This window comes from Bradyrhizobium yuanmingense, assembly GCF_029167105.1.
GTDB lineage: Bacteria > Pseudomonadota > Alphaproteobacteria > Rhizobiales > Xanthobacteraceae > Bradyrhizobium > Bradyrhizobium yuanmingense_A.
Map to the genome: position 1 here is coordinate 19,403 of NZ_JARFML010000027.1, position 18,801 is coordinate 38,203.

Annotated in this window: 17 protein-coding genes; 10 read left to right on the top strand and 7 right to left on the bottom strand. The window is 63.9% G+C overall.

Going from position 1 to position 18,801, the window contains the following annotated elements; genetic code table 11:
* Nucleotides 1-51: 51 nt before the first annotated feature.
* Nucleotides 52-300 (bottom strand): hypothetical protein, encoded by a 249-nt coding sequence (locus P0R31_RS28890; protein WP_275517812.1) that lies wholly within the window; start codon nt 298-300, stop codon nt 52-54.
* Nucleotides 301-513: 213 nt separating this feature from the next.
* Between P0R31_RS28890 and P0R31_RS28895 the strand changes: the two genes are divergently transcribed.
* The 5 genes from P0R31_RS28895 to P0R31_RS28915 are packed head-to-tail and all read left to right on the top strand — an operon-like array spanning nt 514 to nt 5,807.
* Nucleotides 514-765 (top strand): DUF2933 domain-containing protein, encoded by a 252-nt coding sequence (locus tag P0R31_RS28895; protein WP_275517814.1) that lies wholly within the window; start codon nt 514-516, stop codon nt 763-765.
* A complete protein-coding gene (locus P0R31_RS28900; protein ID WP_275517816.1) occupies nt 765-1,439 on the top strand; it encodes a methyltransferase family protein in 675 nt (224 codons plus the stop codon). The genes P0R31_RS28895 and P0R31_RS28900 overlap by 1 nt, the downstream gene beginning before the upstream one ends.
* A gap of 50 nt (nt 1,440-1,489) precedes the next feature.
* Nucleotides 1,490-2,197: an ABC transporter ATP-binding protein gene (locus tag P0R31_RS28905; RefSeq protein ID WP_275517817.1), complete on the top strand. Its 708-nt coding sequence runs from the start codon at nt 1,490-1,492 to the stop codon at nt 2,195-2,197.
* Nucleotides 2,198-2,202: 5 nt separating this feature from the next.
* Complete coding sequence (locus tag P0R31_RS28910) at nt 2,203-4,566, top strand: ABC transporter permease (RefSeq protein ID WP_275517908.1); 2,364 nt, start codon at nt 2,203-2,205, stop codon at nt 4,564-4,566.
* Nucleotides 4,567-4,568: 2 nt separating this feature from the next.
* Entirely contained in the window at nt 4,569-5,807 is a 1,239-nt protein-coding gene (locus P0R31_RS28915) for an efflux RND transporter periplasmic adaptor subunit (protein ID WP_275517819.1), read from the top strand.
* 96 nt (nt 5,808-5,903) lie between these two features.
* On the opposite strand, the gene P0R31_RS28920 is transcribed toward P0R31_RS28915, so the two are convergent.
* The 4 genes from P0R31_RS28920 to P0R31_RS28935 all read right to left on the bottom strand — a co-directional run bounded on the left by P0R31_RS28920 (nt 5,904) and on the right by P0R31_RS28935 (nt 9,963).
* Nucleotides 5,904-6,884, bottom strand: a complete 981-nt coding sequence (locus P0R31_RS28920; protein ID WP_275517820.1) for an ABC transporter substrate-binding protein — start codon at nt 6,882-6,884, stop codon at nt 5,904-5,906.
* A 107-nt stretch (nt 6,885-6,991) separates the two neighbouring features.
* Nucleotides 6,992-7,450, bottom strand: coding sequence for a GNAT family N-acetyltransferase (locus P0R31_RS28925; protein WP_275517822.1), 459 nt, complete (start codon nt 7,448-7,450; stop codon nt 6,992-6,994).
* Nucleotides 7,451-7,504: 54 nt separating this feature from the next.
* Nucleotides 7,505-8,722: an MFS transporter gene (locus P0R31_RS28930; protein WP_275517824.1), complete on the bottom strand. Its 1,218-nt coding sequence runs from the start codon at nt 8,720-8,722 to the stop codon at nt 7,505-7,507.
* 164 nt (nt 8,723-8,886) lie between these two features.
* The gene (locus P0R31_RS28935) at nt 8,887-9,963 is read right to left on the bottom strand and encodes a winged helix-turn-helix domain-containing protein (RefSeq protein WP_275517826.1); all 1,077 of its coding nucleotides are present in this window, start codon (nt 9,961-9,963) and stop codon (nt 8,887-8,889) included.
* Nucleotides 9,964-10,205: 242 nt separating this feature from the next.
* On the opposite strand from P0R31_RS28935, the gene P0R31_RS28940 reads away from it, so the two are divergent.
* The 5 genes from P0R31_RS28940 (at nt 10,206) to P0R31_RS28960 (ending at nt 15,245) form a co-directional block, all read left to right on the top strand.
* Nucleotides 10,206-11,123 (top strand): DUF1127 domain-containing protein, encoded by a 918-nt coding sequence (locus P0R31_RS28940; RefSeq protein ID WP_343299345.1) that lies wholly within the window; start codon nt 10,206-10,208, stop codon nt 11,121-11,123.
* A gap of 152 nt (nt 11,124-11,275) precedes the next feature.
* Entirely contained in the window at nt 11,276-12,577 is a 1,302-nt protein-coding gene (locus P0R31_RS28945) for a serine hydrolase domain-containing protein (protein WP_275517827.1), read from the top strand.
* A gap of 143 nt (nt 12,578-12,720) precedes the next feature.
* Nucleotides 12,721-13,683, top strand: coding sequence for a tetratricopeptide repeat protein (locus P0R31_RS28950; RefSeq protein ID WP_275517828.1), 963 nt, complete (start codon nt 12,721-12,723; stop codon nt 13,681-13,683).
* 358 nt (nt 13,684-14,041) lie between these two features.
* Complete coding sequence (locus P0R31_RS28955; protein ID WP_275517829.1) at nt 14,042-14,488, top strand: SgcJ/EcaC family oxidoreductase; 447 nt, start codon at nt 14,042-14,044, stop codon at nt 14,486-14,488.
* A 343-nt stretch (nt 14,489-14,831) separates the two neighbouring features.
* Nucleotides 14,832-15,245: an SRPBCC family protein gene (locus P0R31_RS28960; RefSeq protein WP_275517830.1), complete on the top strand. Its 414-nt coding sequence runs from the start codon at nt 14,832-14,834 to the stop codon at nt 15,243-15,245.
* 175 nt (nt 15,246-15,420) lie between these two features.
* On the opposite strand, the gene P0R31_RS28965 is transcribed toward P0R31_RS28960, so the two are convergent.
* Together P0R31_RS28965 and lepA are read right to left on the bottom strand one after the other, a co-directional pair.
* Nucleotides 15,421-16,410, bottom strand: a complete 990-nt coding sequence (locus P0R31_RS28965; protein ID WP_275517831.1) for an ABC transporter substrate-binding protein — start codon at nt 16,408-16,410, stop codon at nt 15,421-15,423.
* 506 nt (nt 16,411-16,916) lie between these two features.
* Nucleotides 16,917-18,728, bottom strand: a complete 1,812-nt coding sequence (gene lepA / locus P0R31_RS28970) for a translation elongation factor 4 (RefSeq protein ID WP_036041840.1) — start codon at nt 18,726-18,728, stop codon at nt 16,917-16,919.
* Nucleotides 18,729-18,801: the final 73 nt, after the last annotated feature.

Here is an 18,801-nt window from a genome sequence, read left to right on the forward strand (position 1 = left end):
CATCGCGCGCTCCGGTCGGAGGCGGGCCCGCGCCGCGGGCCCTGGGCAGGCTTACTTGGTCTTCTCGCCCATATGGTGAGGCGTCGAGGTGTTGGGGCCGCCGGTGTAATGATGGCCGCCTGACGCCGCTTTCGCCGAACTGCCGGTCGTCTCCTTCTTGCCCATGTGGTGGGGCACTTCCGTCTTCGGTCCGCCGCTGTAATGGTGGCCGTTCTTTTCCTTGTCCGTGCTCTGCGCCAGCGCCGGCGCCGCCAGCAGGCAAACGATGCCAGCTGCGGCCAAGACTGTCTTCGTGATCATGTCCATCCTCCAGCGATTGTGAAGGCTGCATCATAAGAGGCGGCCGAAGGCGCGCTTTGAGAAATGTCAAGGTGCGACGAGCCCGTGCTCATGTCCGCATCATCCTGGACGAGAAGGCTGTTGCTCGCGGCTCGGATGGGCGCTGGACCTTGACGTGAATCAACTCTGACGACGGTCGCGCCGCTAGGCTTCTGATAGCCGCAGGAGCGTGCCATGACGGTGCAAGACCATTCCGATATTCGAGCGCGCCCGCAAGCGGGCATGTCCACCAGGGCCAAGGCCGGCCTGGTCCTGCTCGGGTTCCTGGTCGTCGCCGGCGCGCTGCTGTTCACCGAGCACCAGGCCCACGTGCTCGGGCTTCTGGTCTGGCTGCCCCTCATCGCCTGTCCGCTCATGCACGTCTTCATGCATGGCGGACACGGCCGCCATCGCGGCGCTGGCCCGAACGACCAAAGGAGCGTGTGATGCAGGACGCTGCGCCGGCCTATGGCCTCTGGAGCCTCGTCATCGTCAATTCGGCGGTCTTCATCCTGTTCGCTTATTCCTTCTTCAAGCCGCAGACCTCGCGCGACTGGCGCTCCTTCGGCGCGTTCAGTGCGTTCCTGGTTGCGCTGTTCGTCGAGATGTACGGCTTCCCGCTCACTATCTACTTCCTGTCGGGCTGGCTGCAGTCGCACTATCCGAACGTCGACTGGTTCTCGCATGATGCCGGCCACCTGCTGGAGATGATGTTCGGCTTGAAGACCAATCCGCATGCCGGTCCGTTCCACGTCCTGAGCTTCATCTTCATCGGTGCGGGGTTCCTTCTGATCGCTGCCGCCTGGCGGGTGCTGTACGACGCGCAACAGACCCGCAGCCTCGCGACCAGCGGGCCTTACAGCTACGTCCGGCATCCGCAATATGTCGGCTTCGTGCTGGTGATGTTCGGCTTCCTGCTGCAATGGCCGACCATCCTCACGCTGGCGATGTTTCCGGTCCTGACCGCGATGTACGTGAAGCTTGCGAAAGACGAGGAGCGGGATGCCAGGGCAGCGTTCGGCGAGGCCTATGCGAAATACGCCGCGCAGGTGCCGGCGTTTATTCCCCATCTCAACCGGCGATCCGGTCAGGGCTCTTCCGGCGGCTATCGCCACGGCTGACCTTCGCGCAAGGAGATGCCGGCGAACGGCACGGGCTTGAAAGGACGTCGATGAGCGGGCCTGTCTTCACCGCGAAGTCACTGACCAAGACCTACGTCTCCGGCGAGGTGATGGTGCATGCGCTCAGAAACGTCGATCTGGAGATCGACGCGAAGGAGGTGGTCGTGCTGCTCGGCCCGTCCGGCAGCGGCAAGACGACGTTACTCAATATCATGGGCGGTCTCGACCGGCCGAGCAGCGGCAAGCTGTATTTCCGCGATCTCGACCTGACCGACCTCCAGGACCGCGAGCTGACGCTGTATCGCCGCGACCATGTCGGCTTCGTGTTCCAGTTCTACAATCTGGTGCCGAGCCTCACCGCCTTCGAGAACGTCGCGCTGGTCACCGAGGTCGCCAGAAATCCGATGCGCCCCGCCGACGCGCTCGCGCTGGTCGGGCTGGAAGAGCGGATGCATCATTTCCCCGCCCAGCTTTCCGGCGGCGAGCAGCAGCGCGTCGCGATTGCCCGCGCCATCGCCAAGCGGCCGGCGGTGCTGCTCTGCGACGAGCCGACCGGGGCGCTGGATTCGAAGACCGGCATCCGCGTCATCGACGCGCTGCTTGGCGTCAACCGGCAGCTCGGAACCACCACGCTCATCATCACCCACAATGCCAGTATCCAGGAGGTCGCCGACAGGGTGCTGTTCTTCGCCGACGGCCGCATCTCCCGGATTCAGACCAACGAGACCCGGCGGCAGGCCGCCGAGCTCACCTGGTGACTTCCATGCGGGCGCTCGACATCAAGCTGTTTCGCGACGTCAGGCGGCTCTGGGCCCAAGTCCTCGCCGTCGCGCTGGTCGTCGGAGGCGGCGTTGCCACGCTGGTGCTCGCGGTCGGCTCGCATCGGTCGCTGGAGGAGACGCGGATCGCCTATTACGAACGCTACGGCTTCGGCGACGTGTTCGCGCAGGTCAAGCGCGCTCCCAAGGCGCTCGCCGCCAGGATCGGCGAGATCCCCGGCGTCGCCGCCGTCGACGTCCGCATCGCCAAGCCGGCGCTGCTCGACATTCCCGGATTCTCGGCGCCGGCCAGCGCGCACTTCGTCTCGCTGCCCGACAACGGCGAGCCGCATCTCAACCGGCTCTATATGCGGTCCGGGCGGCTGCCGGAGCCCGGACGTTCTGAAGAAATCGTCGTCAACGAGCCGTTCGCCCGCGCGCACGGCTTTTCGGAGGGCGCGAGGTTCTCGGCCATCCTGAACGGCAGGAAGCGCGAGCTCGTCATCGTCGGCACCGCGCTGTCGCCCGAGTTCGTCTACACCGTCGGCCCGGGCGACCTGATGCCGGATGACCGCCGCTTCGCCATCGTCTGGATGTCGGAGAAGGCGCTTGCCGGCGTCTACGATCTCGACGGCGCCTTCTCGGCGGTGTCGATCAAGCTGCAGCCCGGCGCGTCCGAGCGCGAGGTGATCGCGCGGCTCGACGCCCTGCTCGACCCCTATGGCGGCCAGGCGGCCCATGGGCGCAAGGACCAGACCTCGCATGCCTGGCTCGATCACGAGCTCGACATGCTCAACAACATGAGCCGCACGCTGCCGCCGATTTTCCTGCTGGTGGCCGCGTTCCTGGTCAACCTCACCTTGACCCGGCTTGTCGCGCTGGAGCGCGAGCAGATCGGCCTGTTCAAGGCGCTGGGCTATTCCAGCGGCAGCGTGATGCTGCACTATCTGAAATTCGTGGCGTTGATCGTGGTGATCGGTATCATCCTGGGCGGCGGTGCCGGCACCTGGCTGGGATTGCGCGTCACGGCGCTGTTCGGCGACTTCTTCCACTTCCCGTTCCTGGTGTTCGCGCGGGCGCCGGACCTTTACATCATCGCGGGCGCGCTCAGCGCGGCGGCGGCTGCGATCGGCGCGTTGCGGGCGCTGCGCGAGGTGGTGAAGCTGCCGCCGGCCATCGCCATGCAGCCGCCGGCCCCGCCGGTCTACCGCCGGCTGCTGCCGGAGCGCGTGCAGCTCGACCGGTTCGTGTCGCAGCCGACGCTGATGATGATCCGCAACATCGCGCGCCATCCGGTCCGCGCCGCGTTCACGGCGCTCGGCATGGCGCTGGCCACGGCGATCCTGGTGGTCTCGCTGTTCACGCGCGATTCGATGGAGCACCTGATCGACGTCACCTACTTCCTCGCCGACCGCCAGGACGCGACCATCGGTTTCGCCGAGAAGCGGATTGCGAATGTGGTGGAGCAGGTGAACCGGCTTCCGGGCGTGCTCGCCGCCGAGCCGTTCCGCGAGGTGCCCGTCCGCATTCGTCACGGCAGCATCGAGCGGCGGATCACGATCAGCGGCCGGCCTCCCGACGCCGATCTCAGGCGCATCATCGACTTCGACTTGCGGCCCGTCGCGCTTCCCGAAACCGGCCTTGCGATCTCCGACATGCTCGCTCACATCCTCGGCGTCTCGCCCGGCGATAGCGTCGAGCTCGATCTCTTGGAAGGCGCCCGTCGCACGGTGACGTTGCCGGTCGTGGCCACCGTCGAGGACTATTTCGGCATCCGCGGCATGATGGACATCGAGGCGCTGCGCAAGTTGATGCGTGAGGCGCCGGTCGTGAACAGCGTCAACCTCAGCCTCGACGGCAACAGGACGGAGGATTTCTACGCGGCGGTGAAGTCGATGCCGATCGTCGCCGGCGTGGGTCTGCAGCGCGTCTCGCTGGCGAACTTCCGCAAGACCGTCGCCTTGCTCGTCACCACGATGGCGAGCATCTACACCGGGCTTGCGGCCGTGATCGCGTTCGGCGTGGTCTACAACAACGCCCGCATCTCGCTGTCTGAACGGGCGCGCGAACTGGCGAGCCTGCGCGTGCTCGGATTCACGCGTGGCGAGGTGCTGCGCATCCTGCTCCTCGAGCTCGCCATCCTTACCGCGATCGCCCAGCCGCCCGGCTGGCTGATGGGCTATGGGCTGGCATGGGTGATGAAGACGAATCTGGCCGGCGAATTGATGCGCGTCCGCCTCGTGGTCGAGCATTCGACCTATGTCATTGCGACCTCCGTCGTGGTGCTGGCCGCCATCGCCTCTGCCGCCGTGATCCGTGAACGCATCGACAAACTGGACCTCGTCGCGGTCCTCAAGACGCGAGACTAGCCATGCCCGCCAACTGGACCAAACGCATCATCGGCGCCGCGCTTCTGGTCGCGATTGCAGGAGGGCTGGCCTGGTTCGCCTGGCCGCGGCCGGTCCTGGTCGATCTCGCGACCGTGGCGAGGGGACCGATCGAGGTCACGGCTGACGACGACGGCAAGACCCGCGTCCGCCACGTCTACACCGTCTCGGCGCCGATCGCAGGCAAGGTCCTCAGGATCTCGCATCCGTTCGGCGAACAAGGACCTTCCCTCCATGTCGGCGACGAGGTGACCGCCAACCAGACCGTCGTCGCCTTGATGCAGCCGACGCTGCCGGGCTTCATCGACGCGCGCTCGCGAGACCAGCTCCAGGCCGAGGTCCTGGCTGCGGATGCCTCCATTCAGCAGCAGGAAGCCGAGGTGAAGCGGATCGAAGCCGCGCTCGATTTTGCCAGGACCGAATTTCAGCGCGCGCAGACCTTGTTGCGCACCCAGTCCGTGTCCGCCCAGGCCTTCGACAAGGCGAAATTCGAGGTCGCCACCAGCGAGGCCGCGCTGGCGAGCGCCAAGGCCCAGGTCGAGATGCGTCGCGCGGTGCGTACCAGTCTGGCGGCGCGGCTGATGGATCCGGCCAATGCCGCGCCCTCGGCGCAGCCGATGTGCTGCATCCGCGTGCTGGCGCCTGCAAGCGGACGGGTGCTGAAGATCATCCAGGACAGCGAGACGACGGTCCTGCCCGGAGCGCCGCTGGTCGATATCGGCAACCCGCTCGACCTCGAGGTCGTCGCCGACCTGCTTTCGACCGACGCCGTCCAGATCAAGGTCGGCGCGCCGGCCCGCATCGACGGTTGGGGCGGGCCGCCGATCAAGGGCAAGGTGGTCCGCGTCGACCCGGCCGGCTTCCTGAAGGTCTCCGCGCTCGGCATCGAGGAGCAGCGCGTCCGCGTCACCATCGACTTCACCGATCCGCCCGAGGCGTGGGCCTCGCTCGGACACGATTATCGTGTCATCGTCCACGTCACCGCCTGGAGCGCCCCTGACGCCCTGACCGTGCCGGTGAGCGCCTTGTTCCGGAAAGCCGACCAATGGGCAGTTTTTACCGACGACAACGGCCGCGCCAAAACCGTCCCCATCCAGATCGGTCACCGCAACAACCGCACGGCCGAAGTGCTCTCGGGCCTTGCCGCCGGCGACCGCGTCGTGCTGCACCCGAGCGACCGGATCGCCGACGGGGTCAGGATCGCGCAAAGGGGCGTGGAGTAGGCGCGGGACTTCTGGGGCGTTCGCGAACGGATCCGCTGGTTCAACCGCGATATATCGGCCTACGCCGCGATCCTCCGACGGACATTGAACGAGGGATCACTCGATCACGTCGTCCGTCAGCACGAGAATGGTGGGCGGGATCGTCACGCCAAGCGCACGCGCAGTCTTGAGATTGACGGCCAGCTCGAATTTGGTTGGCAGCTGGATCGGCATGTTCGCGGGCTTCTGTCCCTTCAGGATCAGATCGACATAGCCCGCAGCGCGACGAAACAGGTCGCCGATGTCGGCGCCATAACTGATCAGAGCGCCGGCATGCGCGAACTCCCTGTGCTGGCCGATGACGGCGATCTTCATGTCGATGCCGATACGGCAGATTGCGTCCTGCATTGCGGCGGTCATGTAGTCGCGAATGACGATCACGGCGTTGCCGCCGGCGCCCGCGAGCACGTTGAATTGCTCGGCAACCGCGGCCGGCGACGCGCTCGTCAGTCCGAGGCGCACCGGTTCGAGCCCGGCGCGTCGTGCTTCCTCGATGGTTTGCGCGCCCCAGGCGCTGAAGGTCGGGTCCGTCGCATTGTTCAAGACGCCGATCCGCTTCAGCGAAGGCAGGATCTCCCGGATCATCTCGATGCGCTTGGCCGACATCTCCTCGCCGAACGCGGCGAAGCCGGTGAGGCTGCCGCCCGGCCGCGCGAGACTCTGAAACAATTCAGGGTCGCTTTGCACCGCGGGCAGCGCCACGGCGACGACGGGAATATTGGTTTTCCTGATCATCGCGCGTGCTGCGGCCGGGCCCGGCGAAAGCAGGACGTCCACCTGTCTGGCCACGAAGTCGTCGATCAATGCAAGGCCCCGCGACACGTCGCCGGCCGTCGAGTGGGCCTCGATGACGATGGTGCGGCCCTCCACGTAACCCAGCTCTGCCAGCGCCTTCCGGAACGGAACGAGCACCGCATTGTCGACTTCCGGCGTGGCAAATCCGACGAATCCCACGACCGGAACGCGCTTTTGGGCCAATGCTTCGCGCGCCGATATCGTCGCACTTGCCAAGAAGCCGAGAAACGCCCGTCGCTTCATTTGGCCTCTCGCGATGCCAGAACGATCTGATCACAAGGGAATGCTACACCAATCCGATCGCCGTCAGAAGTCCATCCGGTCGTCGAGGCAAGGCTTGGCAGAGCCGCTCACGATCTGGGGGAGGGCCCAAGGATCGGCAGATGTGCTTGGTGAGACCAGGGTTGGCCGTCGACCCCGGTGAATCTCATCGCTTCCCAAAACCGCACTGCGTCGGCATTTCCTGCGTGGACGGTGACCGCTGCGACCTTGCCCGCAGCTTCTTGCAGCAAGGCGTTCGCAATGGCCCTGGCGACCTTGCGCCTCCTGCAGTCCCGGTGCACGTAAAACCGCCGCATCCGCCACATGGGCACCGGCGCCGGTGCAGGCTCGTCGGTGATCGCTCCGATGCCCGCCAATCTGCCATCCAGGTGGCACGTGAATATCGCGTGAAACATGGCGCGATCCGTTGCGAATTCCGCGGCCAGACGGGTCATGTGCGCGTGTCCATCGTCCCTGGCATCGACCTCCAGCGCAGGAAAATCCGCGGGAAGAGTGTCGGCGGTCCGTTCCAGGGAAATGATCGTCATGACGCAGTTCGTTCGGCTGGGAAAATCAGATCCGGCAATCGCCACAGGTCGGTCTCACGCCGTCGCGCGGCCAAGATCGAGCGATGGCCGTCTGGTCGGAAAACTCAACGCCACCGCGACCGCCGCAAGCCCGATCGCGAAGGAGCCGGCGTGCAGCCAGGTGTATTGCTGGAACGTGTCGAATACGATGCCGCCGGCCCAGGGCCCGAGCGCCATGCCGAGGCTGGCGAAGGCCGACACGGCGCCGAACACCGTGCCCATGATGCGCGCGCCGAAGAACTCGCGCACCAGCACCGCATAGAGCGGCATCACCCCGCCATAGGCGAGGCCGAACACGACCGAGAGCGCGTAGAACTCGCCGAGCTGCGCCACCCCGAGATACGTCGCGATGCACATCGCCTGCACGAACAGCCCGCCGACAAGGACCGGTTTCGCGCCGATGCGATCGGCCAGCACGCCCAGCAGCAGGCGTCCGCCGAGGCCTGAGACGCCGGCGACGCTATAGACCGTCACCGCTGCGAGCGGAGCGATGCCGCAGACCATCGCATAGGACACCATGTGGAAGATCGGGCCGGAATGCGCCGCGCAGCAGGCGAAATGCGCCGCTGCGAGCGCGATGAATTGCGGCGTGCGCAGCGCCTGCGCCGCGCTCAGCTCGACCTCCGGCGCAGCATCCGCGGTTGAGGGGCGGGCGGCTGCCGGCGCCGGACGCACCAGGAAGGAGGCGGGGATCAGAAGCGCCCACGCAGCGATCCCGATCGTCAGCATCGCGGTGCGCCAATCATAGGCCGTGATCAGCCAGCTCGCGGCCGGCGCCACCGTCACCGGCGACACGCCCATGCCGGCGGAGACCAGCGCCACGGCGAGGCTGCGGTTCTTCTCGATCCAGGCGCTCGCGAGCGCCATCATCGGTGCGTAGAAGCTGCCCACGGCGATGCCGATCAGCACGCCGAAGCAAAGCTGGAATTGCCACAGGCTTGCGGCCTGACTCGCGGTGACGAGACCCAGTCCCAGCAGAACGCTTCCCGAGAGCACCACGATGCGGGTGCCGAAGCGGTCCGACAGCGTGCCCCATAGGAACGCGGCGAATCCCATGAAGAGAAAATCCAGCGTCGCCGCCGCCGACACACCGGCGCGCGACCAGCCCATCGCCTCCGAGATCGGCTGCAGGAACACCGCCAGCGACAGCATCGTGCCGAATCCGACGCAGGTCATCAGTGCGCCCGCGGCGACAACGACCCAGCCATAGTCGAAGCGTGACGGCTTGCTCATGCGTTTCCTCGGCGCTGTTGGTTTTGGCGGTGGTGCGCGGGAGGGATGGTGGCCCATCGGGCGGCGTAGGGCAAGGTTACTCGCAAAGCGCGGGTACTGAGCAGCAGCAGGCACGAATGCGCGTGAGCACAAATCAGCGTGCGATGGGCCGCGGCAATGTGAACTTAGGATGTGTTCCGCCCCGTCGACCCGAAAGCCGAGATCAGCCTCATATAAGCCTGATAGTCCGTACCGGACATATTCAGGGAGCGGCTGCACTGTTGGAGGGCTTCCTCGTATTGACGGAGATGCAAGTGTGCAACGCAGAGAAGTCGCGCCGTGATGGTACCGTGCAAGGCGGCCAGGTTTGCAAGGTCGTCGTCGAACCGATCCGACCAGATGTCGCGAGCGGTCCGAAGGTCGGTTAGAGATACGTTGACCCGCACCTGGTCTCCGTTGCGTCTCACCGCGCCCCGCACGGCCCAGCGGATGCGGAGATCCGTTCCGAGCTGCTGCAAATCAATCGCCTTCTTCTTGTAGGAAAAGGCCACGTCGCGTCCAATAACGCGCGTGGCGGGCGTTCGCGCGAGATCGGTCGCCAAATCTGTCGAGAGGGACTCGGCAAATGTGTCCTGCGCTGGGTCGTCGTTGAGGTTGGTGAAGGGCAACACGACCAGGGAGAGGCGAGGCTCAATCTCGGGTGCAATTGTCGGTTGTTTTTGGATGTTTTGAGCTTCCCGCCCGGCGTCAGTGCGGACCGTCTTCCAGACATTCCAGTATCCGACAAGGCCGCCGGCAATCGCGCCGATGGTGGCGACCAATGCCAGCACCCTGCCGACGAGCTTCAAACGACCTCTGATGTTCTCAAGCCAGCGGGCGGATTGCCGTTCGTCAACGTCGGCTGAAGAGGCAACTGGGATCGTAACCGCCGCCGCGGTTGCTGGTTGTCGATCCTCATCGTGCACCACGCCCACGAAACGAAAGCCCTTTCGTGGAAATGTCTTGATGAGACGTTGTTGCTGACCGGAATCACCGATCGCACGCCGGACGGCGTTCAGCCGGGTGGTCAGCGCCGCATCGGACACGATTCGGCCATTCCAAATCGCATTGACGAGATCGTCCTTGCTGACGACGCGATCCCTGCTGCGGATCAGAAATTCGAGCAGATCCAGAACCTGGGGTGTCGTGGGCACGATAGCGGGGCCGCGCCGCAACTCGCGCCGCTCGGTGTCCAACACACAGTCCTCGAAGAAACAGCGCATGACACCATTCCCCAAGCCTGCCCTCTATACGCCGGAGGCGCGGAGCAGTCACCAATGGACAATAGGCCTTCGAAAGCAAAAATGTAAGCCGCGAACGTCAGTCCGCTCTGCAGTGCGTGCCGATCTATACCAGGCATGGCCACGAAATAAGCCGTCGGTAAGGAAAATGTAAGCCGCACGTCAAGCGTGCCCGGCGAAGTCCTGACAGCCTCCACAGGAGAGGTTAGCGAAGGGAAGCGCCGATGAGCATCATTGACCGCTCTGCGCCGACGCCATGGATCGCCAGCATTTTCCTGCAAACCTACAGCATTTTCCTGCAAGTCCAAAGCGCATTGCAGAAGCGCCGCGCGCGACAGAGGGTGCTAGCCTCCCTCTGTGTCCTCAGCGATCGAGAGCTAGTGGATATCGGCGCGACGCGCGCCGAGATTGACCACGTCGTGTCGCGACAGAGCATCCAAGGACCGTGTCGTTCGACACCTCGACACTTTGGCGATGCACTTGTGATCCTGTTGCTCGCCAACCTGTTCAGCTTGATTTACGTAGATCGCACCGAGGCTCAATGCTCTGCCCAGGATGTTCTGCGGAGACAGCTTGTGGTCAAGGTCGATCCGCCAGCGCCCAGATCGGAGATCCCGATCAGCTCCGCTGCGGATGTCTCGGTGTGGAAGACGATCCGGATCGGGACATTCACGGATACGTCCTCTCTCCGCCGCGCGATGAGTGCAATAGGATGCGGCGTCGGAAACTCGGCCGATGAGATACTCGCTCGACCGGCCTTCACTCTCAGTCGCAAGAACGCGGATGTTGAGCTTGTTACCGTCTCGGTTGCCGAACTCGGCTTCCAAGGCGAGGCTTCGCTGCGGGCGATCTATCTGCGTGCGCAAGAGCTTGGCTTTGCTCTGGCGCCCCCCGAGATCGCGCCCCAGCTGAGACTTCAGTATTTGGACCAGCCGATCGGGGAATTTCTCATCATTGGGATGGAACCGATCGCGACGTGGGCGGGTGAGGCGGTCGTCCTAACCGTGGCGAATGGCGGAGCGGGCCTCATCCTGATCGGCCAGGATGGCCGTGAGGACGCGCACATCTCTGCGGTATCCCGTTTCGTGTTCGTGCGACCCGATACATCCGTAGCTCCGGAGGCCGAGGCGATGCTCAGGTAGCATGTTGCGATTTCATCCGCGGGCGAGAGCAAGGCGGGTTGCCACCGCAGGCTGACGCGGCCCGCTCGCAATGATAGCATGCCGCGCGTCACCAGCCTGCGATGTTGTTCTCGTGAAGCGCACACATACGAGCGTGCGAGGAGGCAAGTGCAATGAACTGGGGAGCGCTGTTGAGGCCACGCGGCTGCCGCCGCCTTTTCCTGCCCGTCATTTTTGCTTCCGCGGTCTGGGCGCCGTTGGCCTGCGCGCAGGACGTCCGAGGCGCGCCCGCCGCGCCGGGGCCGGTCTTTTCGGATAGCGGTCCCGATGCCGGGCTCTACGGCGCGGCTGAAGGCTATCCGGTCGGCACGCGCGGAGCCGCTCCCCCGCTCGACAAGCTCGTCGGCAGCTACAGCCATTTCGGCGAGATCTATCCCTCGCGCCGGGTCGCTCGCGCGACGACGGCCTGGCAATTCAAGCGCGCGCCGGAGCCGCAGGTCACCTACGGTTTTGGTACCGAAAAGCTCGGCATCGCGGACTACCTCAAGCGCAACCCGGTGACGGGCCTCCTGATCGCCAGGGACGACACCATCCTCTACGAGCACTATCAATATGCGCGGACCGACCATCACCGCTTTGTCTCGATGTCCATGGCCAAGACGGTGGTGGCCATGCTGGTCGGGATCGCGGTCTCGGAGGGACGGATCAAGTCGATCGACGACCTCGTCTCGACCTATGTCGGCGGCCTTGCAGGCACGGAATATGGCAACACGTCCATCCGCGCCTTGTTGAACATGTCGTCGGGCGTCGAGTTCTCGGAAGTCTATGATGGGAACGACGACATCGCCCGGCTTGGGCGGGCCCTGTTCGCCGGCCCGCCGAAAGATCCCGCCGCCATCGTCGCGCAGTTCAACACGCGGACCGCGCCGCCAGGCACCAAATTCCACTATGCCAGCGTTGAAACCGAGATTCTGGGCTTGGTCCTGCGCGCCGCCACGGACACGCCGGTCGCCGACTATCTCCGCGACCGGATCTGGGACCCCATCGGCACCGAGGCTGATGCCTCATGGGTGATCGACGGCAGCGGGCAGGAGATCGCCTATTGCTGCTTCAACGCAACCTTGCGCGATTATGCGCGCCTGGCCCGGTTGCTCGCCCATGACGGCGCCTGGGAAGGCCGGCAGCTGATCCCCCGGCAGTGGCTGCTGGATGCCACGACCGTCAGGCCAGAGGACGGTCATCTCGCTCCGCGCGTGGCCACGCGCTATTTCGGCTACGGCTATCAGGTATGGCTCCTCCCCGGCGAGCAGCGCCGATTTGCCCTGCTCGGCATCCGCGGTCAGGTCATCCTGGTCGATCCCGCGTCCAAGCTCGTCATGGTGCACACGGCGGTTCGCCAGAAGCCGAACGAACCCGGAGGCCTCAGGGAGCCGCTCGCGTTGTGGTCTGCCGTGCTTCAGCAGCTCGGGCAATGATGAATTACTCACGCCTGCCAATGGCATGCGGCCGCGCCCGCGCGGTCGGTCGGGTCGGAAAGCCGCGGCTGCATTGAACCTGTCCGGCTTCCGGGCGCACCAACGGCGCGTAAGTCCCAATAGCCGCGACGAGGGAAGGCGCGATGAGGACCCTGAGAAAATCGATCTGCGTTGCAGTTGCTGCGCTTGCCTTGAGCCTGTCGTTCGGCGTGCCGTCCTATGCCGAAGAGGACGAGGCGAGCACGCTCGCGCGGCAGATGAAGGTGCTTTATCGGGCCGGGAAGTACATGGAAGCGCTGCCTCTGGCCCAGAAGTTTCTGGCCCTTCGCGAGAAGGAGTTCGGCCCTGACGATGCGGCCGTCGCGACGCCGCTGAACGACCTCGGCACGATCCATTACAATCTCGGCCAATACGCTGTCGCCGAACCGCTGTACAAGCGCGCGCTGGCCATTGAGGAGAAGACGCTAGGCCCGAATCACTCCGAAGTCGCAATGGTGCTGAACAATCTGGGCGATCTCTATCGCGCGGAAGAGCGTTATGCGGAAGCGGAGCCGCTCCTCAAGCGCTCGATCGCCATCAGCGAGAAGACGGTCGGCCCCAATGATGCGTCGATCGTGATGGCGTTGAGCAACCTCGGCGCGGTCTACAGCCATCAGGGCCGGTACGATCAGGCCATACCGCTATTCAAGCGAGGCCTCGCCGTGCTGCAGAAGGCGCTCGGTCCCGACGATCCCGAAGCCACGGTACTGATGAACAATTTGGCCGACGCCTATATCAATCGCCATCGCTATGCCGATGCCGAGCGCCTGCTGAAGCGGTCGATGGCGGTGACCGAGAAGGCGTTCGGCCCGGATCATCCCGACATCGCGCAGGCACAGAACAATCTGGCTGCGCTCTACGGGCGTCAGGGCCGTAACGCGGAGGCCGAGCGGCTGTTCAAGCGGTCGGCGGCCACTTTCGAGAAAACCCTCGGCCCCAATCATCCGGATCTCGCCGGCGTTCTGGAAAACCTCGCCGGTCTCTACAAGTATCAAGGCCGCTATGCCGATGCCGAGCAGGTCCTGAAACGGTCGATGGCCATCCGGGAGAAGACAAGGCCGATCTGAAGATCGGCGCAGGATGGTCGAGCGACCTTGCTCGAAGAGCGAAGCTGCAATCGAAAGCCGTCGAGTTTAGCCCTGCTGGTGGCCGCGGCCTGCTGGCACGCCTCGTCGTTCGAGACGGCGCTAACGCGCCTCCTCGGAATGAGGCTGACAGCGTCAGTGCCCATTGAAACTGCTGCCGCGCACTCCGCCCTCATCCTGAGAAGCCCCGCCTAAGCGGGCGTCTCGAAGGATGGCCGCAGCAACAAGTCTCTGATGCGAGAGCGTTGCGGCCGTGGTCTATGCCGTCGCGTTTCGGACGGCTAGAGTGGCGGAGTATTCGCCTGACCATTCGCGACATTCGATTATCTGGGAGACGATGATGAAGCATCTTGTGCTCGCGCTGGCCATTTGGTTGGGAGCTTCCGCAGTGGCTGCGGTCGCGGGACCGGCAGAAGAAGCCAATGCGGTGATCGAGCAGTGGTCGGCCACCTACAGCGCGAATGACCGCGATGCGCTGGTCGGCCTTTACGCCTCCGATGCGATCCTGCTCGGAACGACAAGCCCGGTGATTTCCGAAGGCACCGAAGAGATACGAAAATATTTCCAGGAGTTGCCCGGCAGCGGTCGGAAGAACACGATCGTCGAGAGGCGTACCATTGTCCTCAGCGAGACGTCAGTCGTAGGGACCGGATTCTATAATTTTGCCCGGGCCGCGGAAAACGATACGCCTCGTCCGTCACGCTTCACCATGGTGCTCGCAAAACGCGACGGTCGATGGACAATCGTCCACCATCATTCATCACCCTTGTCGGCCGTCCGCCAATAAATTCCGGACAGTAGCTCGTAGGATGGGCAGAGCGAAGCGAAACCCATCAAGCTTATCCTGACAATCGGATTGAGCTAACAGGCATTGCCGGATGCGACGCCGCTGGTCCCGCGGCGGGTTTCGCAAGAGCTCGACCCATCCTACGGGCTGCCATTTCTTCCCGACAGCACACAATCTCGGTGCGTTCAAACTTTTTGAGCGCATTGACGGCCCGACCATGTCGGCATAGGTCGGTCTCGATCGTCCTTGGGTGGACACGTCCCGAGCGTGCTGGAATTGGACCCGGCACACGTGACGTGATTCCGTCAATTCGAGCGTCAAAGTCGCAACTGGAGCAATGCCCATGAGGATCACCGTCGAAACCAGCGTCGCCGCCCCGATCGATGAGGTCTGGCGTGCCTATACGACGCCAGCCGACATCGTGAAGTGGAATGCCGCGTCCGACGACTGGCACACGACCAGGGCGACGGTCGACCTGCGGGACGGCGGCGCCTTCTCGTCGCGGATGGAAGCCAAGGACGGCAGCATGGGCTTCGACTTCGCCGGCACCTACACCAGGATCATCGAGCACAAGCGGATCGAATACGCGTTCGGTGATCGCAAGGCCGAAGTCGAGTTCGTACCCGGCCCGAAGAGCGTCGTGGTCCGTGTCGTCTTCGACGCCGAAACCACGCACTCGGTCGAGCAGCAGCAGGGCGGCTGGCAGGCGATCCTCGACAATTTTGCCCGGTACGTCGAGGCGAAGAAGATGCAATGAGGATTTGCCGCGAGGAGCGAAGGCGAGCACAGCTTTCGTAGGGTGGGCAAAGGCGCGTTGAGCGCCGTGTCCACCACTCCCCTTGGCACCCAGACGACGGTCTATCGGAAACGGGACGAGGTCTCGAAAAGGCTGGCCGTCCGCGGGCTTGAATGCATCGACTTGCATCAGCAAATCATTCTATCACACCGTCCGCGTGGGCCAGCAATGTAGCAGGTAGTTCGATCCCGAGTGTCTTTGCAGTCTTGAGGTTGACGAACAGTTCATACTTGGTTGGTTGCTCGACCGGCAGATCCCCGGGCTTGGCGCCCTTGAGGATTTTATCGACGAAATCAGTGCATAGCCGGTTCAAGTCGATGATATCCGCTCCGTAGGACATGAGCGCACCAAGTTGAACAAATTCCTTGCCGATGGCAAACAGCGGCAGCCGATGTTCTGCGGCGAGGTCGGCGATGCGCTTGCGTGCAACGAAGAACATCGGGCTGGGAAACAGGAAGACTGCATCGGCACGCGCGCCCGCAAGCGCGGAAAACGCTTCGCCCAGCCCGTCAGGATCTTGGACGGAAATGAGTTGCAGCTGAACGCCCACGGCTTTTGATGCGGACTCCGCAGCGGTGATCATGCCTTGAGTTGTCGTCTTGCCGTATGCAGCCGGGTGCCAAATCGCTGCTATCCGAGACGCCTTGGGCAATGCTTCCTTCAATTGCGCAAGCCGCTTGGGAACAAGCTGCGGGCCGATGAAGGTTAGTCCCGTGATGTTACCTCCTGGTCGGGCGATGCTGGCGACGAGTCCGTCTTCGACTGGGTCGCCCATGACTGGCACAACAACAGGAATCGATTTGGTAGCTTGCTGTACTGCCCGCGCAGCAAGTGAATTCTGTGCAACGATAAGAGCAGGATTGAGACGGACGAGGTCACTCGCCAAGGCCGGGAGTTGTTCGACCTTCGAATCGGCTGCTCGAAACTCGACGATGATATTCTCTCCGTCGATATAACCGCGTTCGCGTAGTCCTTGATGAAAGGCAGCCATCGAAGTGCGAGTTTGCTCGATCGAGCCGGTGGTCAAGAAGCCAATCTGGGGGACTTTCTTTGGCTGTTGCGCGCGAGCAAGGGGTGACCAGGCCGCCGCGGCACCGATCAGTACGAGAAATTCGCGTCGCTGCATGTCACCTCCGCTCATTGAGGCTCAACCACAATAGCGCGGGCGCGGACCCGAGCCAACAACCACGTGCCCAACGCCCCACGCAATTGTTCTGTGACGCGATGTCACGACCGGGCTCCGTCATGCGCGCGGGAACGACCCCTATCTTTTCTGAGCCGATTGCGCGCGGGCCGAAGCAATGAACGTCCCCGACGCTATTGCAGAAACCTGGCCTGCCGCAGCGCCTAGGCTGTCAAATATCCTGCGACGGATGATATTTGCACGGACCATGAAATAACTCCGTGCATGAATGATCGACACTTGAAAAGATCAGATCGACGATCGTGCTGGCTCATCCGGCCCCCTCCGATGATGCCACCATACCCCTGTTTTGCCCGACGGAGCAAACCGATTTCGTAAAAATCAAAAAAGCACAGTGCCGCCAAGGCGGCGGCTACTGTGCATGGGGTTGTTCTCAAACTTTTTGTTTGCCACCCCGCAGACCGGGGCGGCCCGTCCCGTGCGTCGCCTCAGCTGTCGACCTTCAGCGCGGCGATGAAGGCTTCCTGCGGGATGTCGACCTTGCCGAACTGCCGCATCTTCTTCTTGCCTTCCTTCTGCTTCTCCAGAAGCTTGCGCTTGCGCGTGATGTCGCCGCCGTAGCATTTCGCGGTGACGTCCTTGCGCAGCGCGCGCACCGTCTCGCGGGCGATCACCTTGCCGCCGATCGCCGCCTGGATCGGGATCTGGAACATGTGCGGCGGGATCAGCTCCTTCATCTTCTCGACCATGGCGCGGCCGCGCCCCTCCGCGCGGGTGCGGTGGACCAGCATCGAGAGCGCGTCGACCGGCTCTGCATTGACCAGGATCTGCATCTTGACGAGATCGGCCGGCTTGTAGTCGGTGAGGTGATAGTCGAACGAGGCGTAGCCCTTGGAGACCGATTTGAGGCGGTCGTAGAAATCGAACACGACTTCGTTGAGCGGCAGGTCGTATTTCACCATGGCGCGGGAGCCGACGTAAGTGAGCTCCTTCTGCGCGCCGCGGCGGTCCTGGCACAGCTTCAGGACGCTGCCGAGATATTCGTCGGGCGTGAGGATCGTCGCCTCGATCCAGGGCTCGTCAATCTCGGCGATCTTGACGACGTCGGGCATGTCGACGGGGTTGTGGATCTCGATCTCCTGCCCGTCGGTGAGCTTCATCTTGTAGATCACGCTCGGCGCGGTCGCGATCAGGTTAAGGTCGAACTCGCGGGACAGTCGCTCCTGGATGATCTCGAGGTGGAGAAGCCCGAGGAAGCCGCAGCGGAAGCCGAAGCCGAGCGCAGCTGACGTCTCCATCTCGAAGGAGAAGCTGGCGTCGTTGAGGCGCAGCTTGCCCATCGCGGCACGCAGCGTCTCGAAGTCGTCGGCGTCGACCGGGAACAGACCGCAGAACACGACGGGGATCGCCGGCTTGAAGCCCGGCAGCATCTCGGCGACCGGCTTCCTGTCGTCGGTGATGGTGTCGCCGACGCGGGTGTCGGCGACCTCCTTGATCGCGGCGGTGATGAAGCCGATCTCGCCGGGGCCGAGCTCCTCGACCTGCTGCATCTTCGGCGTGAAGAAGCCGACGCGCTCGACGTCGTAGGCGGCGCCCGTGCCCATCATGCGCACGCGCTGGCCCTTCTTCATCGTGCCGTCGACGATGCGCACCAAGACGACGACGCCGAGATAGACGTCGTACCAGCTGTCGACCAACAGCGCCTTCAGCGTGGCGTCGCGGTCGCCCTTCGGCGGCGGCAGGCGGGTGACGATGGCTTCCAGCACGTCGGGGATGCCGAGGCCGGTCTTGGCCGAGATCATCACCGCGTCGGAGGCGTCGATGCCGATGACGTCCTCGATCTGCTGCTTGACCTTCTCGGGCTCGGCCGCGGGCAGGTCGACCTTGTTCAGGACCGGGACGATCTCGTGATTGTTGTCGAGCGCCTGGTAGACGTTGGCGAGCGTCTGCGCCTCGACGCCCTGGCTGGCGTCGACCACGAGCAGGGAACCCTCGCAGGCCGCCAGCGACCGCGAGACCTCGTAGGCGAAGTCGACATGGCCGGGCGTGTCCATCAGGTTGAAGATGTAGTCCTTGCCGTCCTTGGCGCGGTAGGCGAGGCGCACCGTCTGCGCCTTGATGGTGATGCCGCGCTCGCGCTCGATGTCCATGGAATCGAGCACCTGCTCCTTGCCCGCCATCTCGCGGTCGGAGAGACCGCCGGTCATCTGGATCAGGCGGTCGGCCAGCGTCGATTTTCCATGGTCGATATGGGCGACGATGGAGAAGTTGCGGATGTTGGAAATGGGGACGGTCGTCATGGGCGCGGGATACCACTCACATCCCCGTGCGGCAACCATAATGCTGTATTTTCAGGGCCTTTGTTCACGCCAA